This window comes from Aminobacter sp. P9b, from assembly GCF_045345995.1.
Lineage (GTDB): Bacteria > Pseudomonadota > Alphaproteobacteria > Rhizobiales > Rhizobiaceae > Aminobacter > Aminobacter niigataensis.
The window spans coordinates 1,623,859-1,645,329 of the sequence record NZ_CP150082.1 but is presented as its reverse complement, the minus strand read 5'-3'; the positions used below and the strand labels follow the sequence as shown (position 1 = coordinate 1,645,329).

Genomic DNA, 21,471 nt, shown 5'->3' with positions numbered 1-21,471 from the left:
ATCCTCCCTGCTCGCATCGTTGTTAGTGCCATCTCAGTCAGCGCTCTTTTCCATGCTCTCGAGAGCATTGGCCAACCGGGAATCCTCGCCGAAGTAACGTGCCCGGTCCCAGAAATGCGGCCGGCCGATCCCCGTGGAAACGTGCTGGCCGAGAAGCCTGCCGTTCTGGTCCTCGCCCTTGATGTTGTAGAGCACCAGGTCCTGGGTGATGATGACGTCGCCTTCCATGCCGATCACCTCGGTGATGTGGGTGATGCGGCGCGAGCCATCGCGCAGGCGGGCGGCCTGGATGATGACGTCGACGGAACCGACGATGATCTCGCGAACCGTCTTCTGTGGCAGCGAATAGCCGCCCATGGCGATCATGGACTCGATACGATTGAGGCACTCGCGCGGGCTGTTGGAGTGGATGGTGCCCATCGATCCGTCGTGGCCGGTGTTCATCGCCTGCAACAGGTCGAACACTTCCGGTCCGCGCACTTCGCCGACGATGATCCGCTCCGGACGCATGCGCAGGCAGTTCTTGACCAGGTCGCGCATGGTCACCTCGCCCTCGCCTTCCAGGTTGGCGGGACGGGTTTCGAGACGGACCACATGCGGCTGCTGCAGCTGCAGCTCCGCCGAGTCTTCGCAGGTGATGATGCGCTCGTCGCGGTCGATATAGTTGGTCAGGCAGTTGAGCAGCGTCGTCTTGCCCGAACCGGTACCGCCTGAAATGACGATGTTGCAACGGACCCGGCCTATGATCTTCAGCACGTCGGCGCCATGCTGGGAAATCGCGCCGAACTTGACGAGCTGGTCGAGCGTCAGCTTGTCCTTCTTGAATTTTCGAATGGTGAGCGCGGTGCCGTCGATCGACAGTGGCGGCGCGATGACGTTGACGCGGGACCCGTCTGGCAAGCGCGCATCGCAGATCGGCGAGGATTCATCGACGCGGCGGCCGACCTGGCTGACGATGCGCTGGCAGATGTTGAGCAGTTGCTGGTTATCGCGGAAGCGGATGCCCGTCTGCTCGACCTTGCCGTTGACTTCGATATAGACGTTCCTGGCGCCATTCACCATGATGTCGGCGATGTCGTCGCGGGCGAGCAAAGGCTCCAGCGGACCATAGCCGAGAACGTCGTTGCAGATATCCTCGAGCAGCTCTTCCTGCTCGGCGATCGACATTGCGAAGTTCTTGATCGCGATGATATCGTTGACGATATCGCGGATTTCCTCACGCGCGCTGTCGGGATCGAGCTTGGCCAGCTGCGACAGGTCGATGGTATCGATCAGCGCCGAAAAGACCTGGCTTTTCGTGTCGTAATAGCTTTCGCTGCGTTCGCGCTGCGCCTTGCGCGGCTCCGCGGCGAATGGCGGCGTCGGCTGGACCGTCCGCTTCTGCGTCGCGACCGATTCTGCGGGTGGCGCCGGGATGGATGGACGCGGCGCGACCAGTGTGTCGCTGGTGCTCGCGACCGGCGCCTGTATGGGTGCGTTCGGGCGGAACCCCGGCGTTGAGCGGTTGCCGTCGTCGCTGCCTCTTCTGCCAAACATGGTCGACTATCGCCTCCGCCGCGCCGGCATCACTTCTTGCGAGCCTTGAGCCGGGCCAGAATTCCGCCAAGCCCTGACTGTTTCTTGACCTTGGCTTCCGACCTCCCAGTCAGCACATGCGCAATCTCGTTGATCATATGGACCGTCGGGTTCTTCGCATCCATCTCGCCCAGCATGCGGCCATTGTTTGCGGCATTGCCAAACAGCAGCGCGTCGAAGGGGATGACGGACATCGGGGTGATGCCCAGCGGTTCGGCGAAATCGCTTGCCGCAATTTCCGGACGCTTGGGCAGACCTGCCTGATTGAGGATCAGCCTCGGCGGCGGATCGTTGGGCCGCAGCCGCTTGAGCATATCGACCAGGTTCTTGGTATTGCGCAGATTGGCGAGTTCCGGCGTGGCGGTGATAACCACTTCGTCGGCACGGGCCAGGGTGTTCTTGCTCCAACCACTCCAGATGTGGGGGACATCGAGCACCAGCAGCGGGGTGCTGCGCTGAGCGGTGTCGATGATCTGGGCGAACGCCTCTGGATCGAAATCGTAGACGCGCTCGAGCGTCGAGGGCGCGGCAAGCAGGGACAGGTGTTCGGCACATTGGGCCAAAAGGCGGTCCAGGTAGACCTCGTCGACGCGCTCGGGCGCAAACACCGCCTCGGCAATGCCTTGGGCGGGGTCCTGATCGAAGTTGATGTTTGCGGTACCGAAAGCCAGGTCGAGGTCGGCAACGACCACTTCCGACTTGAACAGGTTGGACATGCTCCACGCAACGTTGTGGGCGATGGTCGAGGAGCCGACGCCACCCTTGGCGCCGACGAACGCGATCGAGCGGCCCATCGGCTCCGCTTCGGGATCGATAAAGATCGAGGAGATCACGCTGACGATGTCGGCGGTCGATACCGGCGCCACGACATATTCGGAAATGCCCGAGCGGATCAACTCGCGATAGAGCGCAATGTCATTGTAGTGCCCGATGACCACGACCTTGGAACTCGGGTCGCAATATTCCGACAGCGCGTGCAGGGCTTCGAGAAGGTTCTTCGGCTCGCGGCGCGATTCGAGAATGATCAGGTTGGGCGTCGGCGAGCCGCGATAGACTTCGACCGCAGTCTCGACGCCGCCCATATGAACCTGGAGGTGGGCCTTGGCCATGCGTCGGTCGGCGCCGGCGCGTTCGATCGGGCCCGCGACGCTGTCGGTCTCGCAGAAGGCCTGGATGGAGATGCGCGGCACGGGCCGCAGCGCCTGCATCAGTGCCATATCCTGATGCGCAGGTTCAGCGCTCTCAGGCTGGGAATCGTAGGCGAGATTGCTCATTGTCTCGTTCTTCCCATAGCTCGCGATCAAAAGCTCACTTCGGAGTTCTTGTTGAACTCGGTGGTGATCCCGCGTTTGCGGTAGAGATCGATTACTTCGCCGCGATTTTCAGCGTCGATCTCCGTCTGCTTGCGCGGTCCAAGCAAGTCGGCAGGATTGGCAACCTGTGCGGCGAGATTGTTCTGATAGGAACAGCCGAAATTTGCGTAGTGCTTGTTCTCGGTCGTGTTGAGCACGTCCTCCGGCCAGCTGCCGCACCGGTCGGTCTGCGCGCGCATGGCGGTGTAGGTCACACGTACCGGCGACGCGGCATCGGCATAGGCCGCCTGGTAGCGGGCGATGTCGATACGGTTCGACGGCACGCCATTCCTCGTCGCGACGCGCGCCAGCGCCCGCGCGGCCTCGTTCGCCGCCACATCGTTCGAGGCCCCCGCGGGCACCATGATCGTCAGCGCCGGCTTCGAGCGGCGGTCATAGTCGCTGAGGAAGCCGGCGAATGTCGCTTCCTGGCCCTTGGAGATGCCGCGATCGCTGGTGCCGACCGCGATGTCGAGGGTCTGGTTCTTCTCGGCAATGACGATTGGGTGATTGGTTCGGTAGTCATCCGGGATCGAGCCGACAGTGACGCTGTCGCGGTTGGTCGCGCATCCGGCGACAAGGGCAACCGCGGCCGCCGCCAGAAGCGGACGGAAGAGGCGCGACATTTCCTGCCGGGTCCGGCCGGTGGCGCGCGTGGCGTGGTGTATTGCCTGAGACATGCCCCTATCCCCGCTCATTTGTAGATGAAGCCGACGACGCCGTGATAACGGCCCATGGGCTTGTCGGTTTTCATGGTGCCGTAGACGCGATTGACGCGGCCGAGGAACATGCCGGCGCCGTCGCTGGCGGCGTTGAAATTGTCGTCGGGCCTGGCGAGCTCGTTGCGCGCCACCGGACGGGCCAGATACGGCGTGACGATGATGACGAGTTCGGACTCGTTGCGGACAAAATCGCGGCTGCGGAACAGGGTGCCAAGAACGGGAATCTTGGACAGTCCGGGCAATCCGTTGACCGCCTGACGCACGTCGTCGCGGACGAGGCCGGCAATCATCATCGACCCGCCGGAGGGCAGCTCCACCGTCGTGTCGGCCAGGCGCTTACGGATCGACAGGGCCGTCATGCCAGGAGCATTGAACCTCGCTCCGCGGGATCCGCCTCCCGACAGCGAGACCGACGCTTCAGTGGTCGGCTCGGAGACCTGGGTTCTGATCTTGAGACTAATACGCCCTGGCGACAGCACCACCGGCTGAAATTCGAGACCGATGCCGTATTCGATCTTCTCGATTTCGTAGGTCCGGCCGCCGCTTGAGCCGCCGCCTTCCTGGTTGGTCACCAGGTTGAACTCGCCGCCGACCTTGAAGGTCGCCTTTTCGCCCGAAACTGCGGTGAGTGTCGGCTCGGCCAGCGTCTTCATCACGCCAGCCTGTTCCATGGCATTGACATACGCGTCGAGAAGCGAGGTCCCGATCGAGACCTGCGAGGCGCCAAGCGGCTTGCCTAGACCCGGGATGCTGTCGCTGATGGCGCCCCAGCTGATGCCGTTGGCATCGCCCGAGCCGATCATGTTGACGCCGAGCTGCTTCATCACCGTGCGGCTGACCTCGGCGACGGTGACCTTGAGCATCACCTGGTCGTCGCCGACGATCTGGAGCAGGTTGACGATCTTGCTCTTCTGGCGCGTCGAGTCGGGATTGTCGATGTCGACGCCGCCATTTTCGGAGCCGCCGCTGGCGGTCTGCGAATATTGCCCGGTCGTCGCCTCACCGCCGGTGACGAAGATGGTCGCCAGATCGACAGCGCGCTTGGCATCGAGCGGCGTATCGACCATGCCGGTCAGCACGACGTTGTCGTTGATCAATTCAACCTTGATCTGCGAATTCGGGATGAAACGCTTGATGTAGTCCTCAAGCCCGGCAACGTCGCGTTCGATAGCGAGATCGAGGCTGGCGATCTGCTCGCCATTGGGGCCGAAGACGAAGATGTTGGTTTGGCCGACCGACTTGCCGAACAGGTAGATGCGGCGCGCCGTGCGCGTCACTGCATCGGCAACAGCCGGATTGGCGACAAGGATATCGTAGGCGTCGGACGGCAGGTCGATGACCACCGACTTGTTGAGCCCGAGCTTGACGCGCTGGCTGGAATTTTCCGCGCCGACCCTCGCCTTTGCAGCAAGTACCGGCGACTGCCAGACCCCAACGGAGCCTATGGCCAACGTCGCAGCAGTCACAAGAAGTCTGGCGGTGGACCTCATTTCCTTGCTCCCGATTCGGAAATCTCACCTGACTTGATCAGCCGCACCGTGCCGCGCTTGCCACTGCCCGAGACCAGATAGTCGGCCTCGGCGAGGTTCTTTTCCTGGGCGTCGGCAACCGAGCGCAGGGCAAGGGTGAGGCGGTCCGCCATCTGCTGGGCCACGGTGATGATCTCGGCCTGCTGGGCGGTGAGTTCCAGCGTCGCGGTTTCGCCGACCTTGACCTTCTTGCCCTCCTCATCCTCCTGGATGGTCTGGTCGATGGCCAGCACGCGGATGTTCTTGAGGATGGTCTCGGTGGTGAAGCCGCTTCCCGATTTCGCGGCATCGCTGCGGCGGGTCATGATCACGTCGACATAGTCGTTCGGCAGAATGAAGCCGCCAGCGGAGGTGTCGGCGGAAATCGCAGTGGCGACTGCGCGACTGCCTGCCGGCAGGACCGCCGACATGAAGCTCTGGCCTTCGCCGATCAGCTTCGACTTGCGCAGCGGCTCGCCGCCGTACATGGCAAGGCGCGCGACCGAATTCTTGAATTTTTCCAGCGCTTCAGGCTCGGCGCTGCGCGTGATGAAATTGGGATTTATCGCGTCGCTCGGCCAAGGCTGCCAGCCGATGTTGCCCTCCACAACACCGCCCATCGGCACGTCGCCGGTGAGCACCAGCACGTCGGTGAGCGCGAGTTGCGGCTGTTGCGGCCCGGATTCGACGATGACCTCCTGAGGAGGTGGAGCAGACATATTCTTGGCGACGAAACCAGCGCCACCCGCGGCGGCGACCGCTACGCCAAGTATCATTAGTCGCGATGCAGCCATTGTCCGAACCTCGCCCCGGCAACCCATCAAGCCAAGTCGGACTTTGCATAGCCAATCGTCAAATTATGGTTAACGCGATGCTTATATATATGATTAACGATACCTTACGCCTGCAGGCGTGGAGATCATTGGGCAGTCAGCCGCTCCAGCGCCCAGACCATCAGGGGTGAACTCGGATAGGTGATCAGGCCACCTATGCCGAGCGCAATGCCGTAGGGCACGCCGCCGGCATCTTTGGAGAAATTCCTGAGGAACATGTTCTGGCTGGTGATGTGGGAAAGAGCGGAACTGCGGAAGGTCAGGATCGCGAGCGTCAGCATCCCGCCAAATACAGCGGAGGTAAGCAGGTACTGCATCAACGGCATGCCGAACCCCATCCAAACGGCGGACGCGGCGATGAGCTTGGCGTCACCGCCGCCCATGCCGCCGAGTGCGAACAGCGCGAAGGTGACGGTAAGAAGCAAGGCGCCTGCAGCAAGATGCATGCCGATGTCGGCCCAGGCCATGCCGGTCAGCGGCGCGACGACAAGGAAGACGCCAAGTAGGAGTAGCGGCACACGGTTGGCGATGGTCATCGACATGGTGTCGGATACGGCCGAGTAGACCATGCAGAACGGGAACACGACAAAGATCAGTGCTTCAAGCATCGCCACATACCTGATAGGTTGAACCAAGATCTAACTTAGAGAATTGACATTAATCTTGGGTGAAGGCTGGGCCTATTCTCAAAAAGAAAAAGGCCGCCCTTGAGCAGCCTTTCGCTTTTTGTCTACGTGATTTTTGGCGTAGAGCCGCCTATCACGGAGCCACAGGGGCGTTTTCGATTGCCGTCGCGACACCCCTGAACTTGGTGTCGAGCGCGCTGCCAACCAAGCCGGCGCCGGCAATGATGGCAACTGCGATAAGGGCGGCGATCAGACCGTATTCGATGGCGGTCGCGCCGGATTCGTCCTTCACAAAGCGTGCGATGAGATTGGACATTGGAGAGCTCCTTACTCCGTTTGTTACAGCACTTCCGTCAACATTTCTTTGTCGTCGATCGGATGAGTGCAACCTAGCGGGGAGCTCTTTCAAACGGCTTAAGAAACAGCCTTACCGAAACCTTTAGCCGGCCATTGCCATCGTGTGGTTAACTACAGGCTAAGCTGGGCTGGCCTTTTGTCTTCAGCTGGGAACCGCTGCCCGCGAGGCGTTTGGGGGGCTGCATGGCACTTCCTTAGCGGCGCTGCTCGCGCACCGGTTGCCACCAGTCAGACGGCTTAACTGTTGGTTCACCAAAAGCGTTCATCTTCCGTTGATCAGTCGATACTGACAGTGATCGAGGGGCAGCGATGACAAGGCCGAAAGCTTTCTTTCCGGGAGCGTGCGCAGTTGCGATAGCGATGGCCGCCGCCGCTGTGCCGGCCCATGCGGGTGGCGGCATCGAAGTGACGATGAACCAGGCCAAGATCGTGCGACTCGCCCGCCCTGCCGACACCATCGTGGTCGGCAACTCGTCCATCGCCGACGCCTCGGTCCAAGACGCTTCGACCCTAGTGTTGACCGGCAAGGGTTTTGGCGTCACCAACCTCGTGGTGCTCGATGCGGACGGCACGCCCATCGTCGACGAACAGGTGACCGTCATACGTCACGACGCCTCTTCCGTACGGATCTACCGCCGCTCCGAGATACAGACGCTCTCTTGCACGCCCTATTGCGAGAGCTCCTACAAGAGCGACGCCGAGCGGATGTCCGAAAGCGAGATGAACGCTTCCCAGTAAGCGTGGGACCCGCAGGACGTACCGGACAAGGTTAGCCTTGGGTAAAGATTTTGCCTGCTATTTTCCCGAACATCAAAACGGGACCTCAACGGCTTTGCACTATTGTCCGCCCGGAATGAGAAGGCGGTCGGGACATGAGCGACACAGCGTCTGCAGTGCATGACAAGACGAAGGCGCGCCGGCGAGGATTGTTCGCAGGTTTTGCGCGCGACCGCAGCGGCAGCACGGCGATCGAGTTCGTCATGCTGGTGATACCTTTCTCGCTGCTGGTCTTTGCGATCCTCGAGAGTTGCATTTCATTCGCCGGCCAGCAGGTACTTTCTAACGCAGTCGACGATGTCGCCCGCCAGTTGCGCACTGGACAGGTCAAGAGCAAGGACGTCACCAAAGATTGGCTGGAAGGCAAGATCTGTGAGCGTCTTGAGGTCATCGTCGCCGACGGGTGCCCCAATCTGATCGTTGACCTGCGCAGCTATCCAACTTTTGCTGCTGCGGCCGACGTGAAGCTCAGGCTGACTGGCCGGGAGATCGACACGACCGGCATTAGTGTCACGCCTGGACCAGCCGGCACCAAGAACATGCTGCGCGTTTTTTACAAATGGCCAGTCATCACCGACTTCATGCGGGCGTCCATGTCGAACCTGAACGGTGGCTATACGCTGCAGTTTGCGTCTGCCATCTGGCAGAACGAACCGTTCAATGATTGATCGAAACGGCCAGTTACGGCCGCAGCTAGCGGAAAGTCTTGGGATGTCGGCGTGGCGGGGGGCACAATCGATGCTGAAGCAATTGCGATCATACGCATATGCCCTGATTTGCGACCGGCGCGGTATCGCCGCGGTCGAATTCGCCTTCGTCGTCCCTCTCCTGTTGTCGCTGTATTTCGTGACCATGGAGGTCTCCCAGGCGATCGAGACGAACAAGAAAGTCAGCCGGGCCGGCTCGATGGTCGCCGATCTCATCACGCAACAGCAGACGATCAAGGCAACCGAAGTGGACGCGGTGATGAAGATTGCCGAGTCGATCCTGCAGCCCTACAACCGCAGCACCGGCAAGATCTTCATCACGGCAATCCAGGTCACCGACGAAGCGTCGCCCCAAGTGCTGGTGGTCTGGTCGCGCAAATACGTCGACGGCGTCGGCAAGCCGGACGTCGTCAAGGACACGGTGACGACCGTGCCCGACGCCCTCAAGACCAAGGGCGCTTTCCTGATCCGGGTCGTCAGCGAACTCGACTACAAGCCGATGATCACCTGGGCCGCCGAAAGCAAGCCCGTGCTTGGCCTCGCTGCCGCAATCGATCCGATCACGATGGACGAGACCTATTATCTGCGGCCGCGCATGAGCCAGACGATCCCCTGCACAGGTTGCGAAATCTAGGTAGCCGGTCCATCTGCTCTCGTCAGTTGCCATTTGCCGGATAATTGCCAACGACCGCGACTGATCCTATGTCTGTGCGGCAAGCTGGCAACCGAGAGCCCTTCATAGATGGCGCGTGCATTCCTGTTCGTCCTGGATTCCTTCGGCATTGGCGGCGCGGCCGACGCCGAACGTTTCGGCGATGTCGGGTCCGATACCTTCGGCCACATAGCAGCCGCCTGCGCCGAGGGCCGCGGCAATCGCGAAGGTCTGCGCTCAGGTCCGCTCGACCTTCCGAACATGACGGCACTCGGGCTCGGCCGCGCGGCAAGGCTGGCAACCGGCTTTGAATTCGAAGCGAACGCCAAGCTGCGCGCCGGCGCCTTCCATGGCGCCGCCCAGGAGATTTCGAGCGGCAAGGACACGCCGTCGGGCCATTGGGAGATCGCCGCGGTGCCGGTCACCTTCGCCTGGGGCTATTTTCCACTGACCGTGCCGGCCTTCCCGGCATCGCTGACCGAAGCCATCACCCGCGAAGGCAACGTGCCGGGCATCCTTGGCGATTGCCACGCCTCGGGCATCGAGATCATCGAGCGCTTCGGCGAGGAACACGTCCGCACCGGCAAGCCTATCTGCTACACATCGGTGGATTCCGTGCTGCAGATCGCCGCGCACGAAGAGCACTTCGGGCTCGAGCGGCTCTATGCGCTCTGCAAGACCGTCCGCCGGCTCGTCGACCCGCTGAACATCGGCCGCGTCATCGCCCGCCCCTTCGTCGGCGAAAGCAGGGAGACGTTCGAGCGTACGCCGAACCGCAAGGACTATGCCACGCCACCGCCGGAGGCGACGCTGCTCGACAGGCTCACCGGGCGTGGCAGCAAGGTCATCGCCGTCGGCAAGATCGGCGACATCTTCGCCCATCGCGGCATCAGCGAAATCCGCAAGGGCGTCGGCAACATGGCGATGTTCGACGCAGCACTCGGCGCCATGGACGATACCGGCGACGGCGATCTCGTCTTCGCCAACTTCGTCGATTTCGACACCGAATTCGGTCATCGCCGCGACGTGCCGGGTTATGCGGCTGCCCTGGAAGCCTTCGACGGGCGCCTGCCGGAAGCGTTCGCACGGCTGAAACCGGGCGACCTGCTGATCCTGACCGCCGACCACGGCAACGACCCAAGCTGGCGCGGCACCGACCACACCCGCGAACGCATCCCGGTGATCGGTGTTGTGCAGGGCCTTCGCGGCGGCGATATCGGCCTCAGGCCGACATTCGCCGACATCGGCGAGACGGTGGCCGAGCATCTCGGCCTGCCACGTGGGCGCCACGGCACCTCCTTCCTCGAAACGATCGCCACCCATGCCTGAATTGCCCGAAGTCGAAACCGTCCGGCGCGGACTGCAGCCGGTGCTCGAAGGCGCGCGCATCGAACGGGTCGAAACGCGCCGGCCGAATCTGCGCTACCCCTTCCCCGAACATTTCGGCGAACGCCTTGCGGGCAAGAAGATCACCTCGCTCGGCCGCCGCGCCAAATATCTGCTCGCCGATGTCGAGGATGCCCCGCTGCTGATCTGCCATCTCGGCATGTCCGGCTCGTTCCGCGTCGAAACCGACGAGGATGGAACGACGCCGGGCCAGTTCCACCACGAACGATCGAAGTCGGAAGCGCACGATCACGTCGTCTTCCACGTCGCAGATCAAAGAGGCGCCCCGGCGCGCGTCGTCTTCAACGATCCCCGGCGTTTCGGCTTCATGCTGTTTGCCGAGCGCAACGGCGCCGAGCATCCGATGCTGTCCGGCCTCGGGGTCGAGCCGACCGGCAACACGCTCGACGGCGAATTGCTGGGCGGCTTGTTCGAAGGCAAAAAGACGCCGCTCAAGGCGGCGCTGCTCGATCAGCGCCTGATCGCCGGGCTCGGCAATATCTATGTCTCCGAAGCTCTCTGGCGCGCCGGCCTGTCGCCACTGCGCGCTGCCGGCACGCTCGCCGGCAAGGGCAAGGTGGCACGCGAACGTGCTGCGCTGCTCGCCGCCAGCGTGCGCGAGGTGATTGCCGATGCGATCGCGGCGGGCGGCTCCTCGTTGCGCGACTATGTCCACACCGACGGCTCGCTGGGGTACTTCCAGCACTCGTTCTCCGTCTATGACCGCGAGGGCGAACCGTGCCCGCACACCGGCTGTGCCGGCCATGTCGAGCGCATAGTGCAGAGTGGGCGGTCAACCTTCTATTGCCGCCAGTGCCAGCGCTAAGCTAGATCAAGTCTCATTGGTGGTGCTGCGAGACAGGGAGAGCCTGAGATGGCCTATGAAACGATCATCGTGGAAACACGCGGCAAGGTCGGGCTGATCACGCTCAATCGACCGAAGGCGCTCAATGCGCTGAATTCGCAGGTGCTCGGCGAACTGCTGGCCGCCACCGCAGCCTTCGAGGCCGACCACGGCATCGGCGCCATAATCATCACCGGCTCGGAAAAGGCATTCGCCGCCGGTGCCGACATCAAGGAGATGCAGGCCAAGACCTATGTCGAGGCCTATCTCGAGGATTTCTTCTCCGGCTGGGAAGCCTTCACCCGCAACCGCAAGCCGATGATCGCGGCTGTCGCGGGCTATGCGCTGGGCGGCGGCTGCGAGCTCGCCATGATGTGCGACTTCATCATCGCCGCCGACTCGGCCAAGTTCGGCCAGCCCGAGATCACCCTCGGCGTCATGCCGGGCATGGGCGGCTCGCAGCGACTCACCCGCTTCGTCGGCAAGTCCAAGGCAATGGACATGTGCCTGACCGGCCGGATGATGGATGCGGCCGAAGCCGAGCGCTCGGGTCTGGTATCGCGCGTCGTGCCGGCGGCAGACCTCATGGAAGAGGCAATGAAGGCGGCGGCCAAGATCGCCGATTTCTCGTTGCCGGCGGTCATGATGTGCAAGGAGGCCGTCAATCGCTCCTATGAAGTGACGCTTTCGGAAGGGCTGCGCTTCGAGCGCCGCCTGTTCCATTCGATGTTCGCACTCGAAGATCAGAAGGAAGGCATGGCGGCTTTTGCGGAGAAGAGGACTGCGAATTTCCGCAACCGCTGACCGGAATCGCGTTGACGTTGGGAGTAAGCTGAACTATAAGCCGCACCAACCGAGGCGCCCCTAGGGACGCCCGAATGATTTCTGCGCTTTGCGGGAAGCTGCTCGCGCCCACCATAGATCAAAGAGAGGCACCATGGCCAATACCTCCTCGGCCAAGAAGGCTACCCGCAAGATTGCCGCCCGCACCGCGGTCAACAAGAACCGCCGTTCGCGCGTCCGGACCTATATCCGCCAGGTCGAAGAGGCACTGGCCTCGGGCGACAAGGCAAAGGCAGAAGCCGCCTTCAACGCCGCTCAGCCGGAATTGATGCGCGCCGCCAGCAAGGGCGTGGTCCACAAGAACACCGCCTCGCGCAAGGTTTCGCGTCTGGCTCAGCGGCTCAAGGCGCTTTCCGCCTAAGCCCTGCAAGCAATTGGATTTCTGATCAACCCGGCCTCACCAGCCGGGTTTTTCTTTTGTCCGAAAACGGCCGGAAAAGCAGTCCGCAATGGCCGTGCGAGCATACCCTTGGGGCACCAAGTTCTTTGCCGGCATATGCGGCTATTCTCATAAGTACAACTGCAGCAAGCGGCCTCCCCCGCAGACTCACCCTGGCAGAAATTCTCCTGTAAATTCATAGAGTTGTGAACGGTCATCCACAGCTTGTTCACGTCACCCACGGGGCTTGGGGGACAAGTTGGTGTCAAGCGGATTCTTTTATAATTTTTTCCAACAGGGCCCGGTTTTTTTCGATCCCCGGAAAAGGGTTTGAATCACAAAGGCTTTGGCCGCGCGAGGGACACAAACGGGCTTTGAATCCGGGCGGGGGCTAAGCAGATTCATTAAAAACGCGTTAGACTCGGCCTTGCCCTGTCCACAGCGATTTTTGTAAGGTCTTTTCATCGAAGGGACGGGCACCAAGCCCTCTGCCAAGCCTAAAAATCGGCGGCGTTCTCGGCGTGGATGGAATCCGCGATCGGGGGAGGCGTGCTCACTTCGAGTTATACTTGGGGCGTGTGGGGATACACGGCATGGTGACTTTGCAATGCACCGGCGATTTCGCCGGAGGGCTACGCATTTGCCTGGTGCTGCTGCCCCCGCAGCACCAGCCTTCCGAAAGCGCCTGACGGCGCCGAGGAAGGCGATACGGGGCCTCGCCGGAAACGGCAGCATCCCGAATGAACATACCGGTGGAGATGCGAGCGGCGCATCCCCATACGGCAACGAGGACCGAAGGTTAGGGATTGCGACATGCAAAGCGGCATCGAAAGGGAAGCAAATGCGGGCTTTCTTTTTACCGGCGAACTGATCGAGGGGAACGAAGTGGCAGCAACCAGCGCCGCAGAGAAGAATTTTGACCGGGTCAAGACGCAGCTGCAGGTTCGCCTGGGCAGCGAAGTATTCTCGAGCTGGTTCGGCCGCATGAAGCTTGCCGAGACTTCGAAGGGCGTGGTGCGCCTTTCGGTGCCGACGGCCTTCCTGCGTTCCTGGATCAACAGCCACTATCTGGATCTGATTTCCGAGCTTTGGCGGCAGGAAGAACCCGAGCTCCTGAAGCTCGAAATCATCATCCGTACGGCCACCCGCCAGATGCGTCCCGGCGTCGAAGCCGAGGCCGCAGCACTGCGCAAGCCGGTGCGCCAGGCTCAGACGGCCCTGGCCACCAGCACCGTGGCTGCCGGACGCACCGAACGCCCCGCCCCTGCCCGCAACGGCACGGCGGATGCGGAGTTCAAGCAGAGCGTTCTCGGCTCGCCGCTCGACCCGCGCTACACGTTCCAGTCCTTCGTCGAAGGTCCGTCCAATCGCGTGGCGCTGGCCGCCGCCCGTGCGGTGGCGGAATCGAACTCGCGCTTCAACCCGCTGTTCCTCCACGCCACCGTCGGTCTCGGAAAGACGCACCTGCTCCAGGCGATCGCCGCCGAGTCGCTGCGCCAGAACCCGAAGTCGCGTGTCGTCTACCTGACGGCCGAATACTTCATGTGGCGTTTCGCGACCGCGATCCGCGACAACAACGCGCTGACGCTCAAGGAACAGCTGCGCGACATCGACCTGCTGATCATCGACGACATGCAGTTCCTGCAGGGCAAGTCGATCCAGCACGAGTTCTGCCATCTCATCAACATGCTGCTCGACTCGGCCAAGCAGGTCGTGGTGGCAGCCGACCGCCCGCCGGCAGAACTGGAATCGCTCGAACCCCGCGTCCGCTCACGCCTCAATGGCGGCGTGGCGCTCGAGATGTCGGCGCCGGACTTCGGCATGCGCCTGGGCATGCTCAAGATGCGCTTTGCCGGCGCCAAGAACGAAGACCCGAACCTTGCCATCGACGAGGAGATCCTCGCCCATGTCGCCCGCACGGTCACCGGCAGCGGCCGCGAGCTGGAAGGCGCCTTCAACCAGCTGATCTTCCGCCAGTCGTTCGAACCGCAGCTGTCGATCGAGCGGATCGACGAGATCCTCGGCCATATCTATCGCTCGGGCGAGCCCAAGCGCGTGCGTATCGAAGACATCCAGCGCGTCGTCGCGCGCCACTACAACGTGTCGAAGACGGAGCTCCTTTCGAACCGCCGCACCCGCACCATCGTCAAGCCGCGCCAGATCGCCATGTATCTGTCGAAGGTGATGACGCCGCGCTCGCTGCCCGAGATCGGCAGGCGTTTCGGCGGCCGCGACCACACAACCGTGCTGCACGCCGTGCGCAAGATCGAGGACCTCTCGGGTGGCGACAACACGCTGGCGCAGGAACTCGAGCTGCTGAGAAGGCTGATCAACGACCAGGCCTGACGGCTCGGTGGCGGCGGCGACCGATCGACGTCCGCCACTTATCCCCAGAACGCCCGCGCAACCGCCCTGGAATGGCTGCGCGGGCTTGCCTTTCCATAGTTTTTACTGTCAGACTCGGCGCAATTCCGATCGTGTTGCGGGCTTTCCCGGGCGCATTCGAGCCCGTGAGCCCGCACCTTCAAATAAGCGAGCCTGTTTCGTCATGCGTGTTATCCTGGAACGCTCCAACCTGTTGAAGTCGCTGAACCACGTGCACCGCGTGGTGGAGCGGCGAAACACGATCCCGATTCTTTCCAACGTGCTGCTGCAGGCCAACGGCGCAAGCCTCGAACTCAAGGCCACCGACCTCGACCTCGAGATCTCGGAAGCTACGCCGGCAAATATCGAGCAAGGCGGTGCGACCACCGTACCCGCCCACCTGCTCTACGACATCGTGCGCAAGCTGCCCGACGGTGCCGAAGTGATGCTGAGGACCGACGAAGACGGCAACGCCATGTCGGTGGTGTCGGGCCGTTCGAGCTTCCGGCTGCAGTGCCTGCCGCAGTCGGACTTCCCGGAGCTTTCGGCCGGCACCTTCTCGCATATCTTCCGGCTCGACGCCCAGGCGCTGAAGGGCCTGATCGACAAGACGCAGTTTGCCATCTCGACCGAAGAGACGCGCTACTACCTCAACGGCATTTACCTGCACACGCATGAGAGCGGCGGCAAGCTGATGCTGCGTGCGGTTGCCACCGACGGCCACCGCCTCGCCCGTGCCGAGGTCGAGGCGCCGGCCGGATCGGAAGGCATGCCGGGCATCATCATCCCGCGCAAGACGGTCAGCGAGTTGCAGAAGCTGATGGACACGCCCGACGTGGCGGTGACGACCGAGCTTTCCGATACCAAGATCCGCCTGACCATCGGCGGCGTGATCCTGACCTCGAAGCTGATCGACGGCACCTTCCCCGACTACCAGCGCGTCATTCCGAGCGGCAACGACAAGCAGCTGATCATCGACCGGCAGAGCTTTGCCGCGGCCGTCGACCGCGTCTCGACGATCTCGTCCGAGCGCGGCCGCGCGGTGAAGCTGACGATCGCCGACGGCCAGGTGACACTTGCCGTCAACAACCCCGATTCGGGCAGCGCGACCGAAGAACTCGCCGCCGACTACTCGTCGGACCCGATCGAGATCGGCTTCAACGCCAAGTACCTGCTCGACGTCGCCGCCCAGCTCTCGGGCAGCGAAGCGCGCTTCATGCTGGCCGATGCCGGCTCCCCCACGCTCATCCACGACACAGCCGACGAGAACGCTCTCTACGTGCTGATGCCGATGCGCGTGTAGCGCCCCGACGCCCGTGCCAGACCAGGAACCGGGGGGCGAGCGAAAACGCACCCCCTCGACGCATATCCGTAAGCTCATGCTTACGGATTTCCGCAACTACACCTCGCTTGCGCTCGACCTCAGGCCTGGTGCCGTGGTGTTCACCGGCGACAACGGCGCCGGCAAGACCAACCTGCTCGAGGCGATTTCGTTTCTGACGCCTGGGCGCGGGCTGCGCCGTGCGCCCTATCCCGACGTGGCGCGCGAAGGCAGTGCCGGCGGCTTTGCCGTGCATGCCGGCATCGAAGGATCGTTCGGCGATGTCGAGATCGGCACAGGCACCGCACCGGAAGCCGCCAACGAAGCTGGCCGGCGCGTGCGCATCAACGGCGCCAATGCAAAGTCGGCCGACGAGATGCTCGACTGGCTGCGCGTGGTCTGGCTGACGCCGTCGATGGATGCGCTGTTCACCGGGCCGACCGGCGACCGCAGGCGCTTCCTCGACCGGCTGGTGCTGGCCATCGACCCGGCACACGGCCAGCGCGCGCTCGACTACGAAAAGGCGATGCGCGGCCGCAACCGGCTGCTTTCAGAGGACCGCCGCGACAACGCCTGGTTCGATGCGATCGAGATCCAGATGGCCGAGACCGGTGCGGCTATCGCCGCCGCCCGCGTCGAGATGGTGCGGCTGCTTACCGCCATGATCGGCCGCATGCCCGAGACCGGTCCCTTCCCGCAAGCCGAGCTGGCGCTTTCCGGAACGCTGGAGGAAAGCATCGGCAACATGCCGGCGGTGGAACTGGAAGAGCGCTTCCGCCAGGCGCTCGCCAGCGGCCGCGACCGCGACCGTGCGGCGGGGCGCACGCTGGAAGGCCCACATCGCTCCGACCTCCTGGTCCGTCATCGGCCTAAATCGATGCCGGCCGAACTGTGCTCGACCGGCGAGCAGAAGGCACTGCTGGTCGGCATCGTCATCTCGCATGCACGCCTGACCGGCGAGATGGCGGGCGCAGCCCCCATCCTGCTGCTCGACGAGATCGCCGCCCATCTCGACGCCGGACGCCGCGCGGCGCTGTTCGAAATCCTCGAGGAGCTCAACTGCCAGGCCTTCATGACCGGCACCGAAGCCAGCCTTTTTTCGAGCCTCGCTGGGCGGGCGCAGTTCCTGACTGTCGACCACGGCAGCGTTCGAGCGACAGTCGGTCCCGACGGCATGGACCTATAGATCGTACCGCTACCGGACTGACAAGCAGGACTCGCGGCGATATGGTTGCGTCATGAACCAGTCAGCCCCGCTCTCTTCAGAAGAACTCGAACGCTACGCCCGCCACATCGTGCTGCCGGAGATCGGCGGCCCGGGCCAGCAGAAGCTGAAGCGCGCCCGCGTGCTGGTGATCGGCGCCGGCGGGCTCGGCGCGCCGGTTCTTGAATATCTGGCGGCGGCAGGCGTCGGCACGCTCGGCATCGTCGACGACGATCATGTCTCGTTGTCCAACCTGCAGCGCCAGGTGATCCACGACACCCAGTCGATCGGCATCTCCAAGGCCGAAAGCGCAAGGACCGCGATCCTGCGCATCAACCCGCATGTGACAGTCGAACTGCACAAGCTCAGGCTGACGCCCGACAATGCGGCGGATCTGATCGCCGGTTATGACATGGTCATCGACGGTTCCGACAATTTCGAGACACGCTACGCCGTGGCCGACGCCAGCGCGGAGGTGAAACGGCCGCTGGTGCATGCCGCGGTCGGTCGTTTCGACGGCTCGATCACCGTGCTGAAGCCGTTCGAGTCCGGCGCCGACGGACGCCGAAACCCCTCGTACCGCGACCTGTTTCCCGAACCGCCGCCGGCGGGACTTGTGCCCTCCTGCGCGGTGGCAGGCGTGCTCGGCGCGCTGACAGGCGTCATCGGCACGCTGCAGGCAATGGAGGCGATCAAGCTGATCACCGGCATCGGCGAACCGCTGGTCGGCCGCCTGCTGCTCTACGATGCGCTCGGCGCCCGGTTCGACACGGTCCGCTACAAGGCGCCCTGACGATGACCGGCCTGATCGTCACCCGCCTCCCCGAGGATTTTTCGGCCTGGGCCGAACTGCTCGACCTGATCATGCGCTGCTTCGCCTACATGGACGGTGTCATCGACCCGCCGTCCTCGGCGCATCGGTTGACGCCGGCCAACCTTCGCGACAGGGCTAGCAACGAGGTCTGTTTCATCGCCGCGCTGGACGGCAGGCTCGCCGGCTGCATCTTCGCCGCCGAGCGCGCCGACGCCTTTTATGTCGGCAAGCTGGCGGTCGATGACAGTGCCCGCGGGATGGGCATCGGCCGGGCGCTGATGCAGGCGGCCGAACGCCATGCCGTCGCGCAAGGCAAACCTGCCCTCGAACTGCAGACCCGAATCGAGCTCGAAGCCAACCACGCGACCTTCGAGCGGATGGGTTTCGTCGAATTCGAGCGCACGGCACACGAAGGTTACGGCCGCCCGACGTCGATCACCTACCGGAAGACGCTCAATTGAGCCTCGAACTCACAGCCGACGAGCGGCGGATCGCCAATGGCACCGATGGTGCGGCGATGGCGATGCGCATCGTCGCCGAAAGCGCCGCCCTGCTCGGCGCCCCCAGGCTGCTCCCGATCGCCTCGGCGCATATCGACGGCGCGCTCTACCATGGCGATTCGGGCACGCTGTTCGCAGAAAGACTGGTCGAAGGCGGCGCGCGGGTAGGGGTGCGTTCGACGCTCAATGTCGGCGCGCTCGACCTCATGGGCTGCTCGCGCGTGCGCCTGGAAGAGCCGCAACGCTCGATGGCGCGGCGGATGATGGAGGCCTACCGAAAGCTCGGCTGCGAGCAGAGCTGGACCTGCGCGCCCTATCAGGCCGGCCACAGGCCGGCTTTGGGCACCGATGTCGCCTGGGGCGAATCGAACGCGGTGGTATTCTGCAATTCGGTCCTCGGCGCGCGCACCAACCGCTACGGCGATTTCCTCGACATCGCCTGCGCCATATCAGGCCGGGCGCCCGACTATGGCCTGCACCGGCCAGAAAATCGCCTGGCCAGGCTGGTGTTCGACGTCTCCGCCCTGCCCCGGACCTTCATGGCTTCCGAGATCGCCTGGCCGGTGCTGGGCAGCCTTTATGGCCGCGAAGTCGGCGACGCGGTTGGTGTCGTCACGGGTGTGACCAAGAATCCCGGCGAGGACGCGCTCAAGGCATTCGGTGCCGCCGCGGCCTCGTCGGGCGCGGTCGGGCTGTTTCACATCGCAGGCGTGACGCCGGAAGCACCCGATGCCGAGACGGCGCTGGGCGGCGTGGATGCCGAAACTGTGATCCGCGTCACGCCGGACATGGTCGCCGAGGCGCAGGCGCGCCTGTCGACGGCTGAAAACGCCGACCGAATCGACGCCGTCGCCATCGGCAGCCCGCACTTGTCGCTGGCGGAATTCGACGCGCTGGAGCGGCTGATGTCAGGGCGGCGACTCACAGTGCCGATCCACGCCTGCACCGGCCGGCATGTTCTTGGCGAACTCGACCGCGACGGCAGGCGCAAGGTGCTGGAAGACCTGGGCGTGGTCATCGTCGCTGATACCTGCGTGGTCGTGACGCCGATCCTGCCCGACCGGTCGGGCGGCGTGCTGATGACCAACTCCGGCAAGTTCGCCCACTATGCGCCCGGCAATACCGGTTATGCCGTGCTTTATGGCTCGCTCGCCGATTGCGTCGAGAGCGCCGTCGCCGGCAGGCCGCTGTTTGCGGAGATCAAACGATGAGCCAGGCCGCAATCCTGGTACCAGGCCAGGCGGGCGAAGGCCCGGCACTGATCCTGTCGGCGCCGATCAGCTTCTGGGGTGGGGTCGATCCGAAATCCGGACGCATTGCCGACGTGCGCCATCCTGAATGCGGAGAGAGCATCGCCGGCAAAGTGCTGTTCCTGCCCGGCACCATCGGCTCGTCGTCGGCGTCGGCGGTGCTGATGGAATTGGTGCATGCCGGCCATGCGCCGGCGGCGCTGGTGCTGCACGCGCCCGACGCCATCCTGCTGCTCGGGCTGATCGTGGCGCGCGAGATGGGCTGGATGACCCCGGTGGCGGTGAAGTTGCCGCGCGACGCGTTCAGCGCCTTCGAAGGCCAGCAAGTGCGGGTCGGGGCTGACGGCGAGGTGACGATTCGGGGTTCGGACCTGACGGACTGAATTCATCAGTGCGTCCTTCGAGCCTCGAAGGACGCAGCGAACGTGCAGCGCCCTCGCTGATCAGGTCCTGAGCGGCAGCACCCTATCCGGCGGGCGATGCCCGTCGACATGGGCACGAATGTTGATGATGACCTTCTCGCCCATGTCGATACGGCCTTCGATGGTGGCCGAGCCCATATGCGGCATCAGCACCACCTTGCCCTTGGCGGCGAGCTTGAGCAGCTTGTGGTTGACCGCCGGCTCATGCTCGAAGACGTCGAGGGCAGCACCGGCAAGCTTGCCGTCCTGCAGCATCTTGACCAGTGCATCCTCGTCGATGATGTCGCCACGGGCGATGTTGACGAGGTAGGCGTGCGGCTGCATCAGCGCCAGCCGGCGCCCCGACAGCAGATGGAAGGTCGCCGGCGTCGACGGGCAGTTGATCGAGATGATGTCCATGCGGGCGAGCATCTGGTCGAGGCTTTCCCAGTAGGTCGCCTCCAGCTCGTCTTCGACCGATTGCAGCACGCGATGGCGGTTGTGATAGTGGATCGATAGGCCGAAAGCCTTGGCGCGGCGGGCGACGGCGGTGCCGATGCGGCCCATGCCGACGATGCCGAGACGCTTGCCGCCGATGCGGCGGCCGAGCATCCAGGTCGGCGACCAGCCAGCCCATTTCTTGTCGCCGGTGAGAACGCTCGCGCCCTCGGTCAGCCGGCGCGGCACGGCGAGCATCAGCGCCATCGCCATGTCGGCCGTGTCTTCGGTCAAAACATTCGGCGTGTTGGTGACGGTGATGCCGCGTTTCGCGGCAACGGTGACATCGATCTTGTCGACGCCATTGCCGAAATTGGCGATCAGCTTGAGGTTAGGCCCGGCCTGCTCGATCAGGGCTGCGTCGATGGTGTCAGTGACCGTCGGCACCAGCACGTCGGCCTCCTTGACCGCCGCCACCAGCTCCGGCTGGGTCATCGGTCGGTCGTCGACATTGAGGCGCGCGTCGAACAATTCGCGCATGCGCGTCTCGACCTGGTCGGGCAGCTTGCGCGTAATGACGACGAGAGGCTTTTTTCGACCGGCCATTCTATCCTCGAC

Annotated in this window: 22 protein-coding genes; 14 read left to right on the top strand and 8 right to left on the bottom strand. The window is 63.4% G+C overall.

Annotated features, from left to right (window positions below; translation table 11 throughout):
- Positions 1–33: 33 nt before the first annotated feature.
- From WHT83_RS08095 to WHT83_RS08065, 7 genes are all read right to left on the bottom strand, one after another.
- On the bottom strand, positions 34–1,536 hold the full coding sequence (locus WHT83_RS08095) for an ATPase, T2SS/T4P/T4SS family (RefSeq protein ID WP_406873495.1): 1,503 nt from the start codon (positions 1,534–1,536) through the stop codon (positions 34–36).
- Positions 1,537–1,565: 29 nt separating this feature from the next.
- Positions 1,566–2,849 (bottom strand): AAA family ATPase, encoded by a 1,284-nt coding sequence (locus tag WHT83_RS08090; RefSeq protein WP_406873494.1) that lies wholly within the window; start codon positions 2,847–2,849, stop codon positions 1,566–1,568.
- 26 nt (positions 2,850–2,875) lie between these two features.
- Positions 2,876–3,607 (bottom strand): CpaD family pilus assembly protein, encoded by a 732-nt coding sequence (locus WHT83_RS08085; RefSeq protein ID WP_406873493.1) that lies wholly within the window; start codon positions 3,605–3,607, stop codon positions 2,876–2,878.
- A gap of 14 nt (positions 3,608–3,621) precedes the next feature.
- On the bottom strand, positions 3,622–5,139 hold the full coding sequence (locus WHT83_RS08080) for a type II and III secretion system protein family protein (protein WP_108609529.1): 1,518 nt from the start codon (positions 5,137–5,139) through the stop codon (positions 3,622–3,624).
- Positions 5,136–5,951, bottom strand: coding sequence for a Flp pilus assembly protein CpaB (gene cpaB, locus WHT83_RS08075; RefSeq protein WP_318762670.1), 816 nt, complete (start codon positions 5,949–5,951; stop codon positions 5,136–5,138). The genes WHT83_RS08080 and cpaB overlap by 4 nt, the downstream gene beginning before the upstream one ends.
- Positions 5,952–6,076: 125 nt before the next feature.
- Positions 6,077–6,598: a prepilin peptidase gene (locus WHT83_RS08070; RefSeq protein WP_108610078.1), complete on the bottom strand. Its 522-nt coding sequence runs from the start codon at positions 6,596–6,598 to the stop codon at positions 6,077–6,079.
- Between the two features lie 151 nt (positions 6,599–6,749).
- Positions 6,750–6,932, bottom strand: a complete 183-nt coding sequence (locus tag WHT83_RS08065; protein ID WP_108609531.1) for a Flp family type IVb pilin — start codon at positions 6,930–6,932, stop codon at positions 6,750–6,752.
- A 401-nt stretch (positions 6,933–7,333) separates the two neighbouring features.
- Here WHT83_RS08065 and WHT83_RS08060 point away from each other — a divergent pair, with 401 nt between their 5' ends.
- From WHT83_RS08060 to WHT83_RS07995, 14 genes are all read left to right on the top strand, one after another.
- On the top strand, positions 7,334–7,711 hold the full coding sequence (locus WHT83_RS08060; protein ID WP_246389690.1) for a pilus assembly protein N-terminal domain-containing protein: 378 nt from the start codon (positions 7,334–7,336) through the stop codon (positions 7,709–7,711).
- Positions 7,712–7,845: 134 nt separating this feature from the next.
- Positions 7,846–8,418, top strand: coding sequence for a TadE/TadG family type IV pilus assembly protein (locus WHT83_RS08055; protein ID WP_108609533.1), 573 nt, complete (start codon positions 7,846–7,848; stop codon positions 8,416–8,418).
- A 70-nt stretch (positions 8,419–8,488) separates the two neighbouring features.
- Complete coding sequence (locus WHT83_RS08050; RefSeq protein WP_246389691.1) at positions 8,489–9,091, top strand: TadE/TadG family type IV pilus assembly protein; 603 nt, start codon at positions 8,489–8,491, stop codon at positions 9,089–9,091.
- Between the two features lie 108 nt (positions 9,092–9,199).
- Complete coding sequence (locus tag WHT83_RS08045; protein ID WP_406873492.1) at positions 9,200–10,438, top strand: phosphopentomutase; 1,239 nt, start codon at positions 9,200–9,202, stop codon at positions 10,436–10,438.
- On the top strand, positions 10,431–11,321 hold the full coding sequence (gene mutM / locus WHT83_RS08040; protein ID WP_406873491.1) for a bifunctional DNA-formamidopyrimidine glycosylase/DNA-(apurinic or apyrimidinic site) lyase: 891 nt from the start codon (positions 10,431–10,433) through the stop codon (positions 11,319–11,321). Before WHT83_RS08045 ends, mutM begins: the two co-directional genes overlap by 8 nt.
- A gap of 48 nt (positions 11,322–11,369) precedes the next feature.
- Complete coding sequence (locus WHT83_RS08035; RefSeq protein WP_108609537.1) at positions 11,370–12,143, top strand: enoyl-CoA hydratase; 774 nt, start codon at positions 11,370–11,372, stop codon at positions 12,141–12,143.
- Positions 12,144–12,276: 133 nt separating this feature from the next.
- Complete coding sequence (rpsT, locus tag WHT83_RS08030) at positions 12,277–12,543, top strand: 30S ribosomal protein S20 (protein WP_055980783.1); 267 nt, start codon at positions 12,277–12,279, stop codon at positions 12,541–12,543.
- An 831-nt stretch (positions 12,544–13,374) separates the two neighbouring features.
- Entirely contained in the window at positions 13,375–14,907 is a 1,533-nt protein-coding gene (gene dnaA / locus WHT83_RS08025; RefSeq protein ID WP_108605380.1) for a chromosomal replication initiator protein DnaA, read from the top strand.
- Between the two features lie 202 nt (positions 14,908–15,109).
- On the top strand, positions 15,110–16,228 hold the full coding sequence (gene dnaN / locus WHT83_RS08020) for a DNA polymerase III subunit beta (RefSeq protein ID WP_183264161.1): 1,119 nt from the start codon (positions 15,110–15,112) through the stop codon (positions 16,226–16,228).
- Between the two features lie 76 nt (positions 16,229–16,304).
- Positions 16,305–17,432 carry a DNA replication/repair protein RecF gene (recF, locus tag WHT83_RS08015; RefSeq protein WP_406873490.1) on the top strand — a complete coding sequence of 376 codons (1,128 nt, stop codon included), beginning with the start codon at positions 16,305–16,307 and terminating at the stop codon, positions 17,430–17,432.
- Between the two features lie 52 nt (positions 17,433–17,484).
- On the top strand, positions 17,485–18,243 hold the full coding sequence (locus tag WHT83_RS08010; RefSeq protein ID WP_108605383.1) for a molybdopterin-synthase adenylyltransferase MoeB: 759 nt from the start codon (positions 17,485–17,487) through the stop codon (positions 18,241–18,243).
- A gap of 2 nt (positions 18,244–18,245) precedes the next feature.
- On the top strand, positions 18,246–18,725 hold the full coding sequence (locus WHT83_RS08005; RefSeq protein ID WP_406873489.1) for a GNAT family N-acetyltransferase: 480 nt from the start codon (positions 18,246–18,248) through the stop codon (positions 18,723–18,725).
- Entirely contained in the window at positions 18,722–19,975 is a 1,254-nt protein-coding gene (locus WHT83_RS08000) for an aconitase X (protein ID WP_406873488.1), read from the top strand. The genes WHT83_RS08005 and WHT83_RS08000 overlap by 4 nt, the downstream gene beginning before the upstream one ends.
- Complete coding sequence (locus tag WHT83_RS07995; protein WP_406873487.1) at positions 19,972–20,397, top strand: aconitase X swivel domain-containing protein; 426 nt, start codon at positions 19,972–19,974, stop codon at positions 20,395–20,397. Before WHT83_RS08000 ends, WHT83_RS07995 begins: the two co-directional genes overlap by 4 nt.
- Positions 20,398–20,457: 60 nt before the next feature.
- Here the strand turns inward: WHT83_RS07995 and WHT83_RS07990 are convergent, their stop codons facing one another.
- Complete coding sequence (locus WHT83_RS07990) at positions 20,458–21,459, bottom strand: 2-hydroxyacid dehydrogenase (protein ID WP_406873486.1); 1,002 nt, start codon at positions 21,457–21,459, stop codon at positions 20,458–20,460.
- Positions 21,460–21,471: the final 12 nt, after the last annotated feature.

Excerpts from the sequence above, each read along its gene's own strand:
- WHT83_RS08060 (WP_246389690.1), top strand. The coding sequence starts at position 7,334 with ATGGCCGCCGCCGCTGTGCCGGCCCATGCGGGTGGCGGCATCGAAGTG.
- dnaA (WP_108605380.1), top strand. The coding sequence starts at position 13,375 with ATGCAAAGCGGCATCGAAAGGGAAGCAAATGCGGGCTTTCTTTTTACC.
- WHT83_RS08080 (WP_108609529.1), bottom strand. The coding sequence starts at position 5,139 with ATGAGGTCCACCGCCAGACTTCTTGTGACTGCTGCGACGTTGGCCATA.
- cpaB (WP_318762670.1), bottom strand. The coding sequence starts at position 5,951 with ATGGCTGCATCGCGACTAATGATACTTGGCGTAGCGGTCGCCGCCGCG.
- WHT83_RS08085 (WP_406873493.1), bottom strand. The coding sequence starts at position 3,607 with ATGTCTCAGGCAATACACCACGCCACGCGCGCCACCGGCCGGACCCGG.
- WHT83_RS08095 (WP_406873495.1), bottom strand. The coding sequence starts at position 1,536 with ATGTTTGGCAGAAGAGGCAGCGACGACGGCAACCGCTCAACGCCGGGG.
- dnaN (WP_183264161.1), top strand. The coding sequence starts at position 15,110 with ATGCGTGTTATCCTGGAACGCTCCAACCTGTTGAAGTCGCTGAACCAC.
- rpsT (WP_055980783.1), top strand. The coding sequence starts at position 12,277 with ATGGCCAATACCTCCTCGGCCAAGAAGGCTACCCGCAAGATTGCCGCC.
- WHT83_RS08010 (WP_108605383.1), top strand. The coding sequence starts at position 17,485 with ATGAACCAGTCAGCCCCGCTCTCTTCAGAAGAACTCGAACGCTACGCC.
- WHT83_RS08050 (WP_246389691.1), top strand. The coding sequence starts at position 8,489 with ATGCTGAAGCAATTGCGATCATACGCATATGCCCTGATTTGCGACCGG.
- WHT83_RS08005 (WP_406873489.1), top strand. The coding sequence starts at position 18,246 with ATGACCGGCCTGATCGTCACCCGCCTCCCCGAGGATTTTTCGGCCTGG.
- WHT83_RS08090 (WP_406873494.1), bottom strand. The coding sequence starts at position 2,849 with ATGAGCAATCTCGCCTACGATTCCCAGCCTGAGAGCGCTGAACCTGCG.
- WHT83_RS08035 (WP_108609537.1), top strand. The coding sequence starts at position 11,370 with ATGGCCTATGAAACGATCATCGTGGAAACACGCGGCAAGGTCGGGCTG.
- WHT83_RS07990 (WP_406873486.1), bottom strand. The coding sequence starts at position 21,459 with ATGGCCGGTCGAAAAAAGCCTCTCGTCGTCATTACGCGCAAGCTGCCC.
- WHT83_RS08065 (WP_108609531.1), bottom strand. The coding sequence starts at position 6,932 with ATGTCCAATCTCATCGCACGCTTTGTGAAGGACGAATCCGGCGCGACC.
- WHT83_RS08045 (WP_406873492.1), top strand. The coding sequence starts at position 9,200 with ATGGCGCGTGCATTCCTGTTCGTCCTGGATTCCTTCGGCATTGGCGGC.
- mutM (WP_406873491.1), top strand. The coding sequence starts at position 10,431 with ATGCCTGAATTGCCCGAAGTCGAAACCGTCCGGCGCGGACTGCAGCCG.
- WHT83_RS08055 (WP_108609533.1), top strand. The coding sequence starts at position 7,846 with ATGAGCGACACAGCGTCTGCAGTGCATGACAAGACGAAGGCGCGCCGG.
- WHT83_RS08070 (WP_108610078.1), bottom strand. The coding sequence starts at position 6,598 with ATGCTTGAAGCACTGATCTTTGTCGTGTTCCCGTTCTGCATGGTCTAC.
- WHT83_RS07995 (WP_406873487.1), top strand. The coding sequence starts at position 19,972 with ATGAGCCAGGCCGCAATCCTGGTACCAGGCCAGGCGGGCGAAGGCCCG.
- recF (WP_406873490.1), top strand. The coding sequence starts at position 16,305 with ATGCTTACGGATTTCCGCAACTACACCTCGCTTGCGCTCGACCTCAGG.